The 15,866-nt window shown below is 68.1% G+C and carries 17 protein-coding genes; 11 read left to right on the top strand and 6 right to left on the bottom strand.

The features are described from left to right. Positions 1 to 227: adenosylhomocysteinase (locus ACFVAV_RS29610; RefSeq protein ID WP_379038860.1), on the top strand; the 227-nt coding region annotated here is incomplete at its 5' end. 132 nt (positions 228 to 359) lie between these two features. Beyond that, complete coding sequence (locus ACFVAV_RS29605) at positions 360 to 1,268, top strand: SDR family NAD(P)-dependent oxidoreductase (protein ID WP_379038859.1); 909 nt, start codon at positions 360 to 362, stop codon at positions 1,266 to 1,268. Between the two features lie 51 nt (positions 1,269 to 1,319). Here ACFVAV_RS29605 and ACFVAV_RS29600 read toward each other — a convergent pair whose 3' ends face one another. Then, complete coding sequence (locus ACFVAV_RS29600) at positions 1,320 to 2,354, bottom strand: response regulator transcription factor (protein WP_379038858.1); 1,035 nt, start codon at positions 2,352 to 2,354, stop codon at positions 1,320 to 1,322. A gap of 102 nt (positions 2,355 to 2,456) precedes the next feature. On the opposite strand from ACFVAV_RS29600, the gene ACFVAV_RS29595 reads away from it, so the two are divergent. Both ACFVAV_RS29595 and ACFVAV_RS29590 read left to right on the top strand, forming a co-directional pair. Continuing rightward, complete coding sequence (locus tag ACFVAV_RS29595; RefSeq protein WP_379038857.1) at positions 2,457 to 2,750, top strand: hypothetical protein; 294 nt, start codon at positions 2,457 to 2,459, stop codon at positions 2,748 to 2,750. An 87-nt stretch (positions 2,751 to 2,837) separates the two neighbouring features. Further along, a complete protein-coding gene (locus tag ACFVAV_RS29590; RefSeq protein ID WP_379038856.1) occupies positions 2,838 to 3,392 on the top strand; it encodes a hypothetical protein in 555 nt (184 codons plus the stop codon). Here ACFVAV_RS29590 and ACFVAV_RS29585 read toward each other — a convergent pair. Continuing rightward, a complete protein-coding gene (locus ACFVAV_RS29585) occupies positions 3,389 to 4,243 on the bottom strand; it encodes a class I SAM-dependent methyltransferase (RefSeq protein ID WP_379038855.1) in 855 nt (284 codons plus the stop codon). The two genes, ACFVAV_RS29590 and ACFVAV_RS29585, sit on opposite strands and share 4 nt — an antisense overlap. A gap of 285 nt (positions 4,244 to 4,528) precedes the next feature. Between ACFVAV_RS29585 and rpsA the strand changes: the two genes are divergently transcribed. Further along, positions 4,529 to 5,998 carry a 30S ribosomal protein S1 gene (gene rpsA, locus ACFVAV_RS29580; protein ID WP_379038854.1) on the top strand — a complete coding sequence of 490 codons (1,470 nt, stop codon included), beginning with the start codon at positions 4,529 to 4,531 and terminating at the stop codon, positions 5,996 to 5,998. A gap of 126 nt (positions 5,999 to 6,124) precedes the next feature. Continuing rightward, positions 6,125 to 7,666: a phospholipase C gene (locus ACFVAV_RS29575; RefSeq protein ID WP_379038853.1), complete on the top strand. Its 1,542-nt coding sequence runs from the start codon at positions 6,125 to 6,127 to the stop codon at positions 7,664 to 7,666. Between the two features lie 57 nt (positions 7,667 to 7,723). On the opposite strand, the gene ACFVAV_RS29570 is transcribed toward ACFVAV_RS29575, so the two are convergent. Continuing rightward, positions 7,724 to 7,936 carry a hypothetical protein gene (locus ACFVAV_RS29570; protein ID WP_379038852.1) on the bottom strand — a complete coding sequence of 71 codons (213 nt, stop codon included), beginning with the start codon at positions 7,934 to 7,936 and terminating at the stop codon, positions 7,724 to 7,726. Positions 7,937 to 8,096: 160 nt separating this feature from the next. On the opposite strand from ACFVAV_RS29570, the gene coaE reads away from it, so the two are divergent. Together coaE and ACFVAV_RS29560 are read left to right on the top strand one after the other, a co-directional pair. Further along, complete coding sequence (gene coaE / locus ACFVAV_RS29565; RefSeq protein ID WP_379038850.1) at positions 8,097 to 9,302, top strand: dephospho-CoA kinase; 1,206 nt, start codon at positions 8,097 to 8,099, stop codon at positions 9,300 to 9,302. A 119-nt stretch (positions 9,303 to 9,421) separates the two neighbouring features. Next, positions 9,422 to 9,853, top strand: coding sequence for a hypothetical protein (locus ACFVAV_RS29560; RefSeq protein ID WP_379038849.1), 432 nt, complete (start codon positions 9,422 to 9,424; stop codon positions 9,851 to 9,853). 56 nt (positions 9,854 to 9,909) lie between these two features. On the opposite strand, the gene ACFVAV_RS29555 is transcribed toward ACFVAV_RS29560, so the two are convergent. Both ACFVAV_RS29555 and ACFVAV_RS29550 read right to left on the bottom strand, forming a co-directional pair. Then, positions 9,910 to 10,410 carry a DUF402 domain-containing protein gene (locus ACFVAV_RS29555; RefSeq protein ID WP_379038868.1) on the bottom strand — a complete coding sequence of 167 codons (501 nt, stop codon included), beginning with the start codon at positions 10,408 to 10,410 and terminating at the stop codon, positions 9,910 to 9,912. A gap of 59 nt (positions 10,411 to 10,469) precedes the next feature. Then, positions 10,470 to 11,090 (bottom strand): DUF402 domain-containing protein, encoded by a 621-nt coding sequence (locus ACFVAV_RS29550; RefSeq protein WP_379038847.1) that lies wholly within the window; start codon positions 11,088 to 11,090, stop codon positions 10,470 to 10,472. Between the two features lie 402 nt (positions 11,091 to 11,492). On the opposite strand from ACFVAV_RS29550, the gene uvrB reads away from it, so the two are divergent. Continuing rightward, complete coding sequence (gene uvrB / locus ACFVAV_RS29545) at positions 11,493 to 13,673, top strand: excinuclease ABC subunit UvrB (RefSeq protein ID WP_379038845.1); 2,181 nt, start codon at positions 11,493 to 11,495, stop codon at positions 13,671 to 13,673. A 128-nt stretch (positions 13,674 to 13,801) separates the two neighbouring features. Here uvrB and ACFVAV_RS29540 read toward each other — a convergent pair whose 3' ends face one another. Then, positions 13,802 to 14,269 carry a VOC family protein gene (locus ACFVAV_RS29540; protein ID WP_379038843.1) on the bottom strand — a complete coding sequence of 156 codons (468 nt, stop codon included), beginning with the start codon at positions 14,267 to 14,269 and terminating at the stop codon, positions 13,802 to 13,804. Positions 14,270 to 14,349: 80 nt separating this feature from the next. On the opposite strand from ACFVAV_RS29540, the gene ACFVAV_RS29535 reads away from it, so the two are divergent. Next, positions 14,350 to 15,165 (top strand): DUF6597 domain-containing transcriptional factor, encoded by an 816-nt coding sequence (locus ACFVAV_RS29535; RefSeq protein WP_379038841.1) that lies wholly within the window; start codon positions 14,350 to 14,352, stop codon positions 15,163 to 15,165. Positions 15,166 to 15,294: 129 nt separating this feature from the next. Continuing rightward, positions 15,295 to 15,726: a hypothetical protein gene (locus ACFVAV_RS29530; protein ID WP_379038839.1), complete on the top strand. Its 432-nt coding sequence runs from the start codon at positions 15,295 to 15,297 to the stop codon at positions 15,724 to 15,726. The last annotated feature ends 140 nt before the right edge of the window (positions 15,727 to 15,866 follow it).

Genomic DNA, 15,866 nt, shown 5'->3' with positions numbered 1-15,866 from the left:
TGTCGAACAGTTTCTCCAACCAGGTGATCGCGCAGATCGAGTTGTGGACCAAGCCTCAGGAGTACGACAACGAGGTCTACCGCCTGCCCAAGCACCTCGACGAGAAGGTCGCCAAGATCCACGTCGAGGCCCTCGGCGGCACCCTGACCAAGCTCACCAAGGACCAGGCCGAATACATCGGCGTGGACGTGGAGGGCCCGTACAAGCCCGACCACTACCGCTACTGACCGCGGATTCGCAGTACACCGACGAACAACAGTCAGGAGACACTCGATGTCAGAGGCAGGCAAGGCGCACCAGATGTCGGCGGCCGTCACCGATCCGGCTTCCCGGCCGATCAGGTCGCATCAGGGCAATTCATGAACGGGCCGGTACTGATCACCGGATCGAGCTCGGGTCTGGGCCTGGCGACGGCGAAAGTCCTCGCAGGCAACGGTATCCCGACGATTCTGGCGTGCCGCGATGCGAGCCGGGCGGCGGCGGCGAAGCAGCAGATATCGGCCGTGGCGCCGCAGGCGGAGGTGGAGATCGTGATCGTCGACCTCGCCTCGATCGACTCTGTGCACCAGGCCGCGACCGAGATGGCTGCCAGAGAACTCACTCCGTCCGCGATCATCTGCAACGCCGGACTGCAGATCGTGGACGGCGTGGAGTCGTCCACGGACGGCTACGAAATGACCTTCGCCACCAACCATCTCGGCCATTTCCAGCTGGTCGGCGAACTTCTCGACGCACTGGAGCCCGGTGCCCGGGTGGTGGTCGTGTCCAGCGACGTCCATCAGGGTCCGGGGAAATCCGGCGGCTTCCCGGCACCGGAGTGGGCGGCGCCGGGCATCCTCGCCGACGCCGAGAGGCAACGACGACGCCCGTCGAGTCGAGACGGTCGCGTCCGCTACGCGACGTCCAAACTGGCCAATGTGTATTTCGCGTACGAACTCGCACGGCGCGTGGAGCAACGGGGGATCACCGTCAACGCGTTCGATCCGGGCTTGATGCCCGAAACCCAACTGTCCAGGAACTATCCGACGGTGATGCGGCGAGGGTTTCAGCTGATGGCCCCACTCATCCGGTTGATGGTGCCGGTTGCTCGACCGCTTGCGCAATCCGCTGACGATCTGGCGTGGCTGGCCACCGCGCCCGAGCTGGCAGAGTGCACCGGAAGCTACTTCACCGGCCGGAACAAAGTGCCGAGCGCTCCGGAGTCCTACGACGCCGACCGTGCTCGCGAATTGTGGACAGCCTCGGAGCTGCTGGTGCAGAAGCGCTGACCGAAGACCGCCGCGCGGCGGGCGCCGGCCGCGAGAGAGCACCGGTCGGCGTCAGCTGACGCCGAGGACGCGGGAGAGGAGGCGGTGGCGGGTGCGGGTGGCGGACTTGGCGAGGATGGCTTTCACGTGGTCGTTGACCGTGTATTCGGAGAGGACGAGTTCGGCGGCCAGTTCGCGGGAGTCCAGGCCGGTGGCGAGGAGGGTGAGGACCTGGGATTCGCGGGTGGACAGGCCGTGGGCTCGGGCGAACAGATCCAGGCGTTCGGCGGCGGTGCTCGGTTCCAGGGCTACGGCGATGTCGTGGTCGCCGATGCGGTCGGCTTTCACCGTGATCCAGCGGTTGCCGCCGAGGTGGATGCGGGAGGTGGCGGGGCCGATCGGGGTGCCCGCTTCGGCGGCCAGGAGGGCGGCGCCCGCGTTGTAGACCGAGGCGGGGACCGGGGGGATCGGCTCGTCGGGTGGGAGCAGGCGGAGCAGGGATTCGGCGGCGGCCGCGGTGTGCGAGCGCACGCGCAGGGTGTCGTCGAGGAGTACCACCGCGGGACCGGGCGGGCGGAGCTGGGCATCGGATTCGACGAAGGTGGCGCCGATGGTGCGGCGCAGGGCGGTGGTGACGATGGCGGTCAGCGCGGTGAGGGCGGTGAGTTCGGTTCTGGTGAACGGGGATTCGCCGACGCGGAGCAGTTCGAGAAACCCCCAGCAGCCGTAGCGATCGGCGAAGGTGACGGTGGCCGAGTCGGTGATGCCGAGCTCGCGCTGGGCGGTGCGCCACAGGAGCGAACGGTCCGGATCGCCTTCGGTGGCGTCGAGCAGGGAGTGAGCGCCGGTGCCGCGCAGGGTGTCCCAGCGATTGAGTGGGGTGAGATAGCGAGCCCGGATCAGCTCCGGCAGCCGGGACATGGCGAGCCCGGGGATATCGGCGAGCGGTGCCGTCGCGACCGCGGTGACCGGGTCGGTGAGTGCGAAGACATGGCCGGTGAAGGGCATCGACAGCCGTATCTCGGCCAAGACGAGCTCACGAAGTCGTTTGGCGGAATGATCCACGCGGGCCAGGCGGCTCACCCGGTCGGCCAGGGCGCTCGGCACCGGCCCAGTCTACGGCGAAATCCCCAGGATCAGGGATGTCGGCAGCGCATCGGCCGGGCCGACACTCGAAGTATCCCATTCGGCCCGGCAACGGAGGCGATCATGACCACCACCCTGCACATCGACAACACCGTGCGCGACTACGACACCTGGAAGGCCGCGTTCGACCGGTACGAGCGGTTCCGCGCCGACCACGGCGTGCGCACCTACCGGATCGGGCGCGTCGACGGAGAACCTGTCCGCGTCCTCATCGACCTCGATTTCGACGACCGCGCCGCCGCCGAGGCGTTCCGCACCGCACTGGCCGCCGTCCTGGCCACCCCGCGCAGCCGCGCGGTGGTGATCAGTCACGAATCATGGCTGGCCGACTTGGTCGAAGAGCGCGTTTCCGCCTGAACGACGCGCCCTACCGCATACTGGGACAACCGAACTGGTCCGCGCCGGTAAGTTGAATCGGTGCCCATCTCGTTCGACATTCCTGGAATGCAGCAGTTGGACAACACGACCTGGGGGAATCCGGCCACTCGTGATGTCGTCGCGTTGACCTATGTCAACGGCACGCCCGACCTGCCGGCCCGGCTGCACGATCTGCCGCGGCTGCGCAGGCGGCTGGCCGAACATCACGCCCGCACCGGGTGTCTGATCGAGGCGTTCGTGGTGTGGGTCGACGGGCTCCCCGCGCTGCTGCGGGTGGAGAAGACGCGCATGCCCGGCTCGCCGGTCGGGCTCGTCTTCGCCGCATCCATCGTGGTGCCCAAGGACCGGTGCAGCGCGGTATTCCAGATCATCTGTCCCGAGACGGGCGCACCCGGGGTGCGCGAGGCGGTGATCGGCAGCCGGGTTCGCCCGGCCGAGATGTACCCGGCGCATCCCTACGCGCCGGGGCTGCGCGGCAGGCTGCCCTACTCCCTGTCCGACGACATCCGCTTCGACGAGGTGTTTCCCGAACACCCTCTGACCAGGGCCCGGCGCTGGATCGCCGACACGGTACCCAAGGTGCGCGTCGACCCGGCCTTCGCGGCCCTGCCCGAGTTCTAGGCGGCCGGCTTCTCGGTGATGAAGATGGCGGTGCCGGGGAAGATCTCCCCGCGCAGCGGCGACCACTGACCCCATTCGCGGTCCAGCCACTCCGGCCAGTCGGGTTCGACGATGTCGAGCAGGGTCAGGCCTGCCCCGACGATCTCGCGGACCCGGTCGCCGATGGTGCGGTGGTGCTCGACATAGGTGGGGACGCCGTCGCCGTCGACCTCTACATAGGGCGTGCGGTCGAAATAGGGGATCCGGGCGACGAGGCCGTCCTCGCCCGGATCGTCGGGGAAGATCCAGCGCATCGGATGGTTCACCGAGAACACCCAGCGCCCGCCCGGTCGCAGCACCCGGGCGACCTCGCGCATCACCAGCGCCGAGTCGGCGACGAACGGGACGCCGCCGAAGGCCGAACAGGCCAGGTCGAAGGACTCGCCGGCGAACGGCAGCGCCTCCGCGCCCGCCTGGACCAGCGGCACCCGGGGCCCACCCTGATTCATCGCGGCCACCCCGCGTTCGAGCATGCCCATCGACACATCCAGCCCGACCGGATGGGCGCCGCGGCCCGCCAGCCAGCGCGAACACGGCGCGGAACCGCAGCCGATCTCCAGCACGGACTTGCCGGTCACGTCGCCGAGGAAGCCCATATCGCCCTCGTGCAGGCCCTCGGGACACCACACGAACTCGCCGCCGGGGGAGTCGACGCCGAGGAAGTCGGCGTGGGTCTGGTGGTACTGGTCGGCATCGGCGTCCCACCAGCGCCTGCTCGCCCGCTCGCTGGCCGCGGAACCGATCTTGGTTCGGGTGGTCGCTGTGGTTCCCAGCAGCGCGTTGGCCTGCGCGTGGCGTTCGTCATCGGACACGGCGACCAGGGTATCGGCGTGGTATCGGGGGTGGTTTGCCCGGCTGGACTCAGGTCGCGTACGCTGAGGCACGCGAGTGTCTTTCGAGGAACGCTGTGCGCCGGGGTTGAATGCGTACAGTATCCGATGACGGAGTCGCCCGTGCTGAGTTTGATCAGCAGCAAGTGCGGCGGTCCGTGCGATACTTTCTCAGTATCCTTCGTCGCCTCGTCGCGGTGATCTCGCAGCGTACCGAAAGTTCCAATGTCCGCAACCGACCACAATCCGTCCGGAGCAAATCCACATATGCCCACCACCGTCACCTCGCCGCAGGTAGCCGTCAACGACATCGGCTCCGCCGAGGATTTCCTCGCCGCCATCGACGCCACGATCAAGTACTTCAACGATGGCGACATCGTCGAGGGAACCATCGTCAAGGTCGATCGTGACGAGGTCCTGCTCGACATCGGTTACAAGACCGAAGGCGTCATCCCCTCCCGCGAACTCTCCATCAAGCACGATGTCGACCCCAACGAGGTCGTTTCCGTGGGCGATGCGGTCGAGGCCCTGGTTCTCACCAAGGAGGACAAGGAAGGCCGCCTGATCCTGTCGAAGAAGCGGGCGCAGTACGAGCGCGCGTGGGGCACGATCGAGGAGCTCAAGGAGAAGGACGAGGCCGTCAAGGGCACCGTCATCGAGGTCGTCAAGGGCGGCCTGATCCTCGACATCGGCCTCCGTGGCTTCCTGCCCGCCTCGCTCGTCGAGATGCGTCGTGTCCGCGACCTCCAGCCGTACGTCGGCAAGGAGATCGAGGCCAAGATCATCGAGCTCGACAAGAACCGCAACAACGTGGTCCTGTCGCGTCGCGCCTGGCTCGAGCAGACCCAGTCCGAGGTCCGCAGCGAGTTCCTGCACCAGCTGCAGAAGGGCCAGGTCCGCAAGGGTGTGGTCTCCTCGATCGTCAACTTCGGTGCCTTCGTGGACCTGGGCGGCGTCGACGGCCTGGTGCACGTCTCCGAGCTGTCCTGGAAGCACATCGACCACCCGTCCGAGGTCGTCGAGGTCGGCAACGAGGTCACCGTCGAGGTTCTCGACGTCGACCTGGACCGCGAGCGCGTCTCCCTGTCGCTCAAGGCCACCCAGGAAGACCCGTGGCGTCAGTTCGCCCGCACCCACGCGATCGGTCAGATCGTGCCGGGCAAGGTCACCAAGCTGGTTCCGTTCGGTGCGTTCGTGCGCGTCGAAGAGGGCATCGAGGGCCTGGTGCACATCTCCGAGCTGGCCGAGCGCCACGTCGAGGTCCCGGACCAGGTTGTCGCCGTCGGCGACGACGCGATGGTCAAGGTCATCGACATCGACCTGGAGCGTCGCCGGATCTCGCTGTCGCTGAAGCAGGCGAACGAGGACTACCACGCCGAGTTCGACCCGTCGAAGTACGGCATGGCCGACAGCTACGACGATGCGGGCAACTACATCTTCCCCGAGGGCTTCGATCCCGAGACCAACGAATGGCTCGAGGGCTCGGACAAGGTCCGGGAAGAGTGGGAAGGCCGCTACGCCGAGGCCGAGCGTCGCCACAAGATGCACACCGCTCAGATGGAGAAGATGGCGGCCGACGCCGCCGCCGAGGCCGCCAACGGCGGTGCCACCTCGGGCAACTACTCCTCCGAGAGCGGCTCGCAGGCTTCCTCGGGTGCGGCCGAGTCGACCGGCGGTTCGCTCGCCAGCGACGCGCAGCTCGCGGCTCTGCGGGAGAAGCTCTCCGGCAACGCCTGATTCGGGTAGAGCAGTACCGAAGGCCCTGGTCCACACGGACCGGGGCCTTCGGCCTTTTCCCAGGTCGGTGGGGTAGTGTCGGCGCCGATTGCTCCATCCCCTCCTTGGGAAAGGTGCTCCATCGACATGAGTTCTGGTCCCTTCGCCGGCCTCAACCGGCGACAGTTCCTCGCCAAGGCGATGGCCGCCGGCGCCGTGGGAACGCTTGCCAGCTGGGCGAATCCGATCATCGACCGCGCCTTCGCCGCCGACCCGGCCGGGATGGGCGGGCTCGGCGACATCGAGCACTTCGTTCTGCTCATGCAGGAGAACCGGTCCTTCGACCACTATTTCGGCACGCTGCCGGGGGTGCGCGGGTTCGGTGAGGCGTCCGCGTCGTGGCGCCAGTACGGCTGGTCGCCCGGAATCGGTCCTACCGCAGAGGGTTTCGTCGAACCGTTCCGGCTCGACACCACCCGGGGCGCCACGCTCGACGGCGAGTGCATCAACGACCCCGACCACACCTGGCCGGGCATGCACAAGGCCTTCAACGACGGACGCAACGACGGCTGGATGCCGATGTCGGTGGCTTCGGTCGGTCCGGCCAATGCCCCCGCCGCGATGGGTTACTACCTGCCCGAAGACATTCCGATCCACACCGAGCTGGCGCAGGCGTTCACCCTGTGCGACAACTACCACTGCTCGGTACTCGGCCCGACCGACCCCAACCGGCTGTACTGGGTCAGCGCCACCATCGACCCCGACGGTCTGGCCGGCGGCCCGCTGGTGGAGACGCCGACGTTCATCCCGAAGAACGTCTACAGCTGGCGCACCTACCCGGAGAACCTGTCCGAGGCGGGCGTGAGCTGGAAGGTCTACAGCAACCGCGATGTCGGCCCGGCGTCGTCGATGATCCTCGACGGCATGATCGGCTGCTTCACCCAGGCCGCCGATCCGAATTCCGAACTGTCCCGGCGCGGTATCGCGCCGGTGTACCCCAACGATTTCCAGGCCGACGTCGCGAACAACACGTTGCCCGCGGTGTCGTGGGTGGTGCCATCGGTGCTGCACTGCGAGCATCCGGCACTGCCCGCGGCGTTCGGCGCGGTCGGGATCGTGCAGCTGCTCGACATCCTGACCTCGAATCCGGCGGTGTGGGAGAAGACCGCGCTGATCATCAGCTACGACGAGAACGGCGGCTTCTTCGATCACGTCGTCCCGCCGACACCGCCGCCGGGCACGGCGGGGGAGTTCCTGACCGTGCCACTGGACCGGGTGCCCGCGGCGGGCGGCATCGCCGGGCCGATCGGCCTCGGTTACCGGGTGCCGTGCCTGGTGGTCTCGCCCTACAGCCGCGGCGGGCTGGTCGCCTCGCAGACCTTCGACCACACTTCGCAGCTGCGGTTGCTGGAAACCCGGTTCGGGGCCGACGTACCGAACCTGACCGCGTGGCGGCGCGGCGTCACCGGCGACATGACCTCGACCTTCGATTTCGCGGCGGCACCGAACGCCGCCAAGCCGATGCTGCCCGATCCGCGCCCCAAGGCGGACGCGGCGGCGGTGCAGTGCGGTCCGAATATCGCGGCGGGCACCCTCGGTCACGGCGCGCCCTATCCCGTGCCGCCGAATGCGATGCCGTCGCAGCAGCCGGGGAGCAGGCGCGCGCCGAGCGGGCTGGTCGGGGTCTGAACCGGAGCGGGCCCGGCGATGATCGCCGGGCCCGCTCCGCGCTGTCCGCGAAGGGGATCAGCTCGCGGCGGCGGGCACCCAGTAGCCGGTGGCCACACTGGGGCGTTTGCGCATCGCAGCGAAACTGTGTCTGGCGGGGGAGACCAGGGCGGTGAACCAGGATCGGCGGTATTCGGCGAGAGTCGCCGCGACAGCGGGGTATTCGATGCAGTGCACACCGCCCGGCATGCCGAGGCGGTGGCGAGCCGTCCGGTGGTCTCTGGTGCCCATGATCATCCTTCGGTAGCTGGAGCTGGCCTTCTCGCCTCGGCGAACATTAATCCACCCGGCGCGCCCGGCCTCGGATTTTGCGGCGGTCGGCGCATGGGCGTGTCGGAAAGAATCCGACGGACCGGACCGTGGCGTGACGCCGTCTGCGAGACTGGGCGCCATGTTGCGGATCGGCCTCACCGGAGGCATGGGAGCGGGTAAATCCACAGTGGCGCGGACCCTGGTCGAGTGCGGGGCGGTGCTGATCGACTCCGACGCGATCGCCCGCGAGGTCGTCGCGCCCGGCACGCCGGGTCTGGCCGCGCTGGTCGAGGCGTTCGGCACGGGCATCCTCGCCGCCGACGGCAGCCTGGACCGGCCCGCGCTGGCCGCGGTGGCCTTCGCCGACGACGAGTCCAGGGGCACACTCAACGCCATCACCCATCCGCTGGTGGGTGCCCGCACCGCCGAGCTGATCGGCGCCGCGCCCGCGGACGCGATTGTCGTGCAGGACATTCCGCTGCTGGTGGAGAACGGGCTCGCGCCGCTGATGCAGCTGGTGCTGGTGGTCGGCGCCGAGGTCGAGACCCGGCTGCGCAGGCTGGTGGAACAGCGCGGGGTCGCCGAGGCCGACGCGCGGACCAGGATCGCCGCGCAGGCCACCGACGAGCAGCGGCACGCGGTCGCCGATGTCTGGCTGGACAACAACGGCGCCCCCGAGGTCGTCGAGGCGCAGGTCCGGGCGCTGTGGGACGAGCGGCTGGTGCCGTTCGAACGCAATCAGCGCGAAGGCGTGCGTGCCAGGGCCGACTACCGGCTGATGCCCGCGGACCCGGAATGGGGGGCACAGGCGCGGCGGATCATCGCCCGGCTGCATCTGGTGTGCGGCGCGTCGGCGGTGCGGATCGACCACGTCGGGTCCACCGCGGTGCACGGCCTGCCTGCCAAGGACGTCATCGACATCCAGGTGACGGTGGCCGACATGACCGCGGCCGAGTCGCTGGCCGATGCGCTCGCCGGCGCCGGGTTCCCGCTCGCACCCCAGGTCACCCACGACAACCCGAAGCCGACACCCGGTGACCCCGACGGCACGGACCTGGCCCGTTGGGGAAAGCGCCTGCACGGCAACGCCGACCCCGCGCGCCCGGCGAACATCCATCTGCGCGTACAGGATTCGCCCGGACAGCGGTTCGCGCTCGACCTGCGGGACTGGCTGCGCGCCGAGGAGGACGCCAGGGAGGCGTACCTGGCGGTCAAGCTCGAGGCCGAACAGGCGGCCGCGGACAAGACCGGCGCGGCGGCGGGCGAGGTGTACTACGCGGTGAAGGAACCGTGGTTCGACGCCGTCTATCCGGTGGTCACCGAGTGGGCTCGCGCGCGCGTCTGACCCGAGATCAATCTGTTAAACATCAATGTTTCAGAAAGTGGTCTAGCGGCGTCGCGTGCTGTGTACATTGTGCCGAGTCACCAGGCGGTGACTCGGTTCACAGGGAAGTTGTAGCGCGTATGACAACACATCATCGTCGGTTCGGCCGTGCGGGCTTCGGTATCACCGCATTCGGCGCCGTCGCCGCCAGCCTCGTACTGGCCGCCCCGCAGGCCTCGGCCTGGGTCGGCAACCTGAATGTGGCGGGCAGCGACCACAAGGTCGGCTGCAGCTACAAGCTGACCGCCAGCGTCGAGGTCGATCGGCTGACCTCGGTGAAGTTCACCGACAACGGTGTCGACATTCCGGGCAGCCCGGTGTCGCCATCGCTGCTCTCGGGCACGGTGAGCATCACCTGGAAGCCGACCACGGCGGGTCAACACAAGCTCGAGGCGCGTCAGCTGCTGATCAGCGACTCGATCACCGTCACCGTGGGTGAGGCCGCCGTGACCGGCAGCGCGGGCTGCGGCGGGGGCCTGGCGGATCTGCTCCCGAGCCTGTCGGCGGGCTGATCCCAGCGCACGGCGACCGCCCGGACCTGCACCGAGGGTCCGGGCGGTTCGTCGTTTCAGCGCCAGGTCAGGGTCATACCCAGAGTCGCCAGCCAGGCCTCGAGCGAATGCCCGTGCGCGGCCATCCCGGCGATCGCCGTGGTCGCGTGTTCGATCGCGGCCTGGCAGTCCGCCGCGCCGAGCACGCCGTCGGCGTGGGCGGCCAGCAATTCGTCGACATCGACCAGTTCGACCTCGCGTCCCGTGCGCACCAGCAGATCCAGGTAGTGGTCGACCGACTTCCACAGGGTGGCCGATTCCCTGGTGAACGTGCCGACATCGACGTAGACGTCCTGCCACTGGTCGACGCCCGGGTTGTAGTGGAACTTCGTCGCGCGCAGGGACAGCTCCGGCAGCACCCACGATTGCAGGTAGTGGAAGTTCGGATGATCGGAGTGGCGGCCCATGTACAGACCCCACGGTTCCTCCCGGTAGACCTCGACCGGCCGGACGAACCCCTTCGGATCGGTGTTCGTCCGCGCCGCGATATCGAAGTACTCGACCTTGGGTGGATGCACGTGCACGGTGGATGCCTGCGTCATGACCGGAAAATCTACCGGTGACCCGGCCTGCCCGCTCACATCCAGGTCAGGGTGATCTCCCGCGAGCGCAGCCACTGCTCGACATCGTGGTCATTGGCGGCGAGGCCGTCGAGGGCGGCCGCGGCCCGCTCGAAAGCGCGATCGGCCTGGGCGGTGTCGACGTGGCCCGCGGCGTGAGCCGACAGCAGCTCGGCCGTGCCCCGCAGAGTCGCCGACCGGCCGCGGCGGACGGCGATGTCGAGGAAGTAGTCGGTGGCCTTCCAGCGTTTGGGGCCGACCTGGACGAACTCGACGATGTCGAGGACATAGTCGTGGCTGCGGTGGTCGCCGCGGCGATCGTGCGCGATGGTGGCGCGTACGGCGGGGCCAGGGAGTAGCCATGACTCCTCGTAGCGGCCACGCGGCCGGTCGACGGTGCGGGCGAGGTACATGCCCCACGGCTGCACCTCGTACCGGTCGACGGGCCGGATGTAGCCCTTGGCATCGGTGCTGGTGAGCTCCGCCACGTCGAAGTACTCGACCCGGAGGCGACCGGGCGGCGGCGCGGTGGGAGTCGCGGCGGGCGGCGGCTGCTGGCCGCGGATCTCCCGCGCGAAGTATCCGGCGAATCCGGTGACCGCCGGAGCCGCGACGAGCAGAGGAAGAAGTGCGCTCATGGCCTTGTCCTTCACCACGTGCCGATGATCAGCTCAGGGTACGCCCGGATGTGCGTCGCGCACCGTGTCCGCTGAACCACATCGCTGTGAATATCGTTGGGACATGGGATTTTTCAGACATCGCCCCGGAATGCTCCGAAGTAGCCAGGGCGCGGCTGGGCGATCGCCGGTACGGGCCGGACCAGGCGATGCGGTCGCGAGCGCGTGGTCGCCACGATGCTGCGGGCCACGAGTGACGCGGCGTTCGCGCAGGTGAGCGGATTTCTCGATGAGCAGAAGTTCACCGGAAAGACACCCTGGCGGCGGGCGGTGGCTCGGCGTGGCGCAGGTGTGTCGCCGGATCGGGGCCGGTGAGCAGGCTGTCCGCGCGACTTGTCGGTGGTCGGGCCTAACCTGGTGTGCATGGCATTCGCAACCGAGATTCCGACGGAAGGGTATGAGGAGCGGGGGCACCCGCTGGCTCATTCCGAGCACCGGCCCGTCGGCACCATCGAGCGTGCGGGCGGACAGTTCGAGGTGGTCAGCGAGCACAACCCCGCCGGTGACCAGCCTGCCGCCATCGCCGAGCTGGAGCGGCGGATCACCGCGGGGGAGAAGGACGTCGTCCTGCTCGGCGCCACGGGTACCGGCAAGTCGGCGACCACCGCGTGGCTGATCGAGAAGCTGCAACGGCCGACGCTGGTGATGGCGCCGAACAAGACCCTCGCGGCGCAGCTGGCCAACGAACTGCGGGAGATGCTGCCGCACAACGCGGTCGAGTACTTCGTCTCGTACTACGACTACTACCAGCCCGAGGCCTACATCGCCCAGACCGATACCTATATCGAGAAGGACAGCTCGATCAACGACGATGTCGAGCGGCTGCGGCACTCGGCGACCTCGAGCCTGCTCTCGCGCCGCGACGTCGTCGTGGTCGCCTCGGTCTCGTGCATCTACGGCCTCGGTACGCCGCAGTCGTACCTGGATCGTTCGGTGCAGCTCGAGGTCGGCTCCGAGATCGACCGCGACGCGCTGCTGCGCCTGCTGGTCGACGTGCAGTACACCCGCAACGACATGGCGTTCACCCGCGGCTCGTTCCGGGTGCGTGGCGACACCGTCGAGATCATCCCCTCCTACGAGGAGCTCGCGGTGCGCATCGAGTTCTTCGGCGACGAGATCGAGGCCCTCTACTACCTGCACCCGCTGACCGGCGACGTGGTGCGCCAGGTCGACTCGCTGCGCATCTTCCCGGCCACCCACTATGTGGCAGGCCCGGAGCGGATGGAGCGCGCGGTCGCCGACATCGAGGCCGAATTGGCCGAGCGGCTGGCCGAGCTGGAGAAGCAGGGCAAGCTGCTCGAGGCGCAGCGGTTGCGCATGCGCACCGAATACGACCTCGAGATGATCCGCCAGGTCGGGTTCTGCTCCGGCATCGAGAACTACTCGCGCCACATCGACGGCCGCCCGGCCGGCTCGGCGCCCGCCACCCTGATCGACTACTTCCCCGATGATTTCCTGCTCGTCATCGACGAGTCGCACGTCACCGTGCCGCAGATCGGCGGCATGTTCGAAGGCGACATGTCGCGCAAGCGCAATCTGGTCGAATTCGGTTTCCGGCTGCCGTCCGCGGTCGACAACCGCCCGCTGACCTGGGAAGAGTTCGCCGGCCGGATCGGTCAGGCGGTGTATCTGTCCGCGACGCCGGGTCCGTACGAGCTCGGTCAGGTGGGCGGTGAGGTCGTCGAGCAGGTGATCCGCCCGACCGGCCTGGTCGACCCGCAGGTCGTGGTGAAGCCGACCAAGGGCCAGATCGACGATCTGGTGCACGAGATCCGTCAGCGCACCGAACGTGACGAGCGCGTGCTGGTCACCACGCTCACCAAGAAGATGGCCGAGGATCTCACCGACTATCTGCTCGGCCTCGGCGTGCGGGTGCGCTACCTGCACTCCGAGATCGACACCCTGCGCCGGGTGGAGCTGCTGCGGCAGCTGCGCCTGGGCGAATACGACGTGCTGGTCGGCATCAACCTGCTGCGTGAGGGTCTCGACCTGCCCGAGGTGTCGCTGGTGGCGATCCTCGACGCCGACAAGGAAGGCTTCCTGCGGTCGAGCACCAGCCTCATCCAGACCATCGGCCGTGCGGCGCGCAACGTCTCCGGCGAAGTGCACATGTACGCGGACAAGATCACCGACTCGATGCGGCACGCGATCGACGAGACCGACCGCCGTCGCGCCAAGCAGGTCGCCTACAACGAGGCCAACGGCATCGACCCGCAGCCGCTGCGCAAGAAGATCGCCGACATCCTGGACCAGGTGTACCTGGAGGCCGACGACGAAGTGGCCGTCGGTGGTTCGGGCCGCAATGTCAGCCGCGGCAGGCGCGCCCAGGGCGAGCCCGGTCGCGCGGTCAGCGCGGGCATCTACGCCGAACGTGATGTGAAGTCCATGCCGCGCGCGGAACTGGCCGATCTGGTCGCCTCGCTCACCGACCAGATGATGAACGCGGCGCGGGAGCTCCAGTTCGAGCTGGCGGGCCGCCTGCGCGACGAGATCGCCGACCTGAAGAAGGAACTACGCGGCATGGACGCCGCTGGTCTGAGCTGAACATGCTCACCGGACCACCACGGGTTTTCGGCCGCCTCGCGTCCGAGGAGCGAGACGTAACGCCGCAGGCGCAGTATCGCTCCTCGGACGCGAGGCACAAGGGGCCGAAAACCCCGCGGCGCCAGCCGCTAGTTCGACTCTGCCATCCACGCGGCGATCCGGCGATCGGCTTCCTCGCGGGAGATGTCCTCGATCCGGGTGATCACCGCCCACCGATGGCCGAACGGATCGATGACCACACCGAACCGCTCGCCGTTGACGAAGGTCTGCGGCTCCTCGGCGGTGCGGGCGCCGTGCGCGACCGCGCGGGCGATCACGGCGTCGACGTCGGGGCAGTAGTGCACGATCGAGGTGTGCACCCAGTCCTCGGGCGCCCGAACGTTGTTGTCGGGGATGGGCATGCCGAGCTGGATGGTCGAATCGCCGATGAGCAGTTCGGCGTGCGCGGGCTGCCCGTCGGGCCGGTCGGCCCGGCTGAGCACCTTCGCGCCGAAGACCTCGGTGTAGAAGCCGATGGCCGCGTTGCCGTCCGGCACGGCCAGGAAACAGGTGATGGAGTGGTAGCCCTCCGGAATGGGCGCAACGGGATTGGTCATGTCTTCGATCGTGGTCGGTCGGGGTCCGCCGATCTTGTAAGAAAGCGACAGATCCGATGACTGTGCCGGATCCGGGTGATATGAAAGGCATTCTGCATCCGCGAGAGCAGGCCAGGCACCGAACGCTGGACCGGCTGGCGGTCGGGCCCGCACTGGCCGAATTCGCCGACCGGTATTGGGTCGTGCGCTGGGATCTACGCGGCAAGCCTGCTTATCGCGCCGAAGTGCTGTCGTTCCCGTGTGTGAATGTCACCTTCGAACGCAGCAGCACCCGCACGGGTGGATTCGTCAACGGCGTGTGCACCACGAAATATGTGCGCGAACTCGACGGCGAAGGGGAGACATTCGGTATCCGGTTCCGGCCCGGCGGGTTCGGCGCGTTCACCGGTATGGATGTCGGTGCGCTGCGCGATGATTCGGCTCCCTTGGCCGATGTCCTGCCGTCTGCTGCGGGCCTGGCCGAGCGGGTGCTGGCGGAACCTTCCGACGCGGCGCGGGCGGTCGTCGTGGAGGAATTCTTCGCCGGTCGCGGCCGATCCGAGGACCCGCAGTACGCGCTGGTGGCGGATATCGTCGCGGCGATGGCCGCCGATGCGGACCTGACCAGGGTCGACCAGGTCACCGCCCGCTTCGCGATCCCGATCCGCACCCTGCAACGGCTGTTCCGGCGGTATGTCGGCGCCGGCCCGAAATGGGTGCTGTGCCGATTCCGGTTGCAGGACGCCGCCGACCTGCTCGCGCACGGTCGCCGACCGGACCTGGCGGCGTTGGCCGCCGAGCTCGGATATTTCGATCAGGCGCATTTCAGCAGGGAATTCACCGCGGAGATCGGGATGCCGCCGTGGGAATACGCGCGCACGGCGCAGCGGGCGAACACCACGCCTACGCCGAGATAGACCAGCGTGTCGAGCCCCTGGAACTCGGGTATCTGAAATATTGGCGTTTCTACTGGGTGCGGCGGTGTCCGTGGATAGTGTCACCGCATGCGCAGCGGTCGGTGCTGCGTGGGAGTGAGGACATCAACGGTGACAACATCTTTCCGCCGCAACTCGCGGCTCGGCCTGGTCGGTTCCGGCATCGCGACGGTCTTGGCCACGGCCGCTCTCGCCGCGCCACTCGCGCACGCCGACGGGAACCAGCACGTCGCCGTCGAGGGCGCCGATCACCAGGCCGGCTGCTCGTACACGATCACCGCGGTCGGCGTCGTCGGCTACAGCAGCAGTGACTCCGGCGCCGACGTGACCTTCTACGACAACGGCGTGGCGATCGGCACCGTCGAGGTCCCGGCCATCGGCACCACCACGACGACCTGGCGGCCCGGTGCCGCGGGTCAGCATGAATTGACCGCGAAAGTTGTCAGCATCAGCACCCGGTGGATCGTCCCCACCACGGTGACCGTTTCGCCGTCGACCGGAACCGGGAGTGCCGCCTGCGGCCTGCCCAGTTTTTCCGGCTGATGTGAGCAAAGTCCCAGTCGCGCAGTCCTGTTGATTGTGTTGTGATCGACCACAATTTCTGTGACTCGCGGTCTGATCGTCGCAGGTGAATCTTCGCGACTGTCGCGAAGACCACCGGTACGGCGCGCACCGGCGCCAAC

This window comes from Nocardia sp. NPDC057663, assembly GCF_042799895.1.
Classification (GTDB): domain Bacteria; phylum Actinomycetota; class Actinomycetes; order Mycobacteriales; family Mycobacteriaceae; genus Nocardia.
This window is presented reverse-complemented; position numbering and strand designations above follow the sequence as displayed.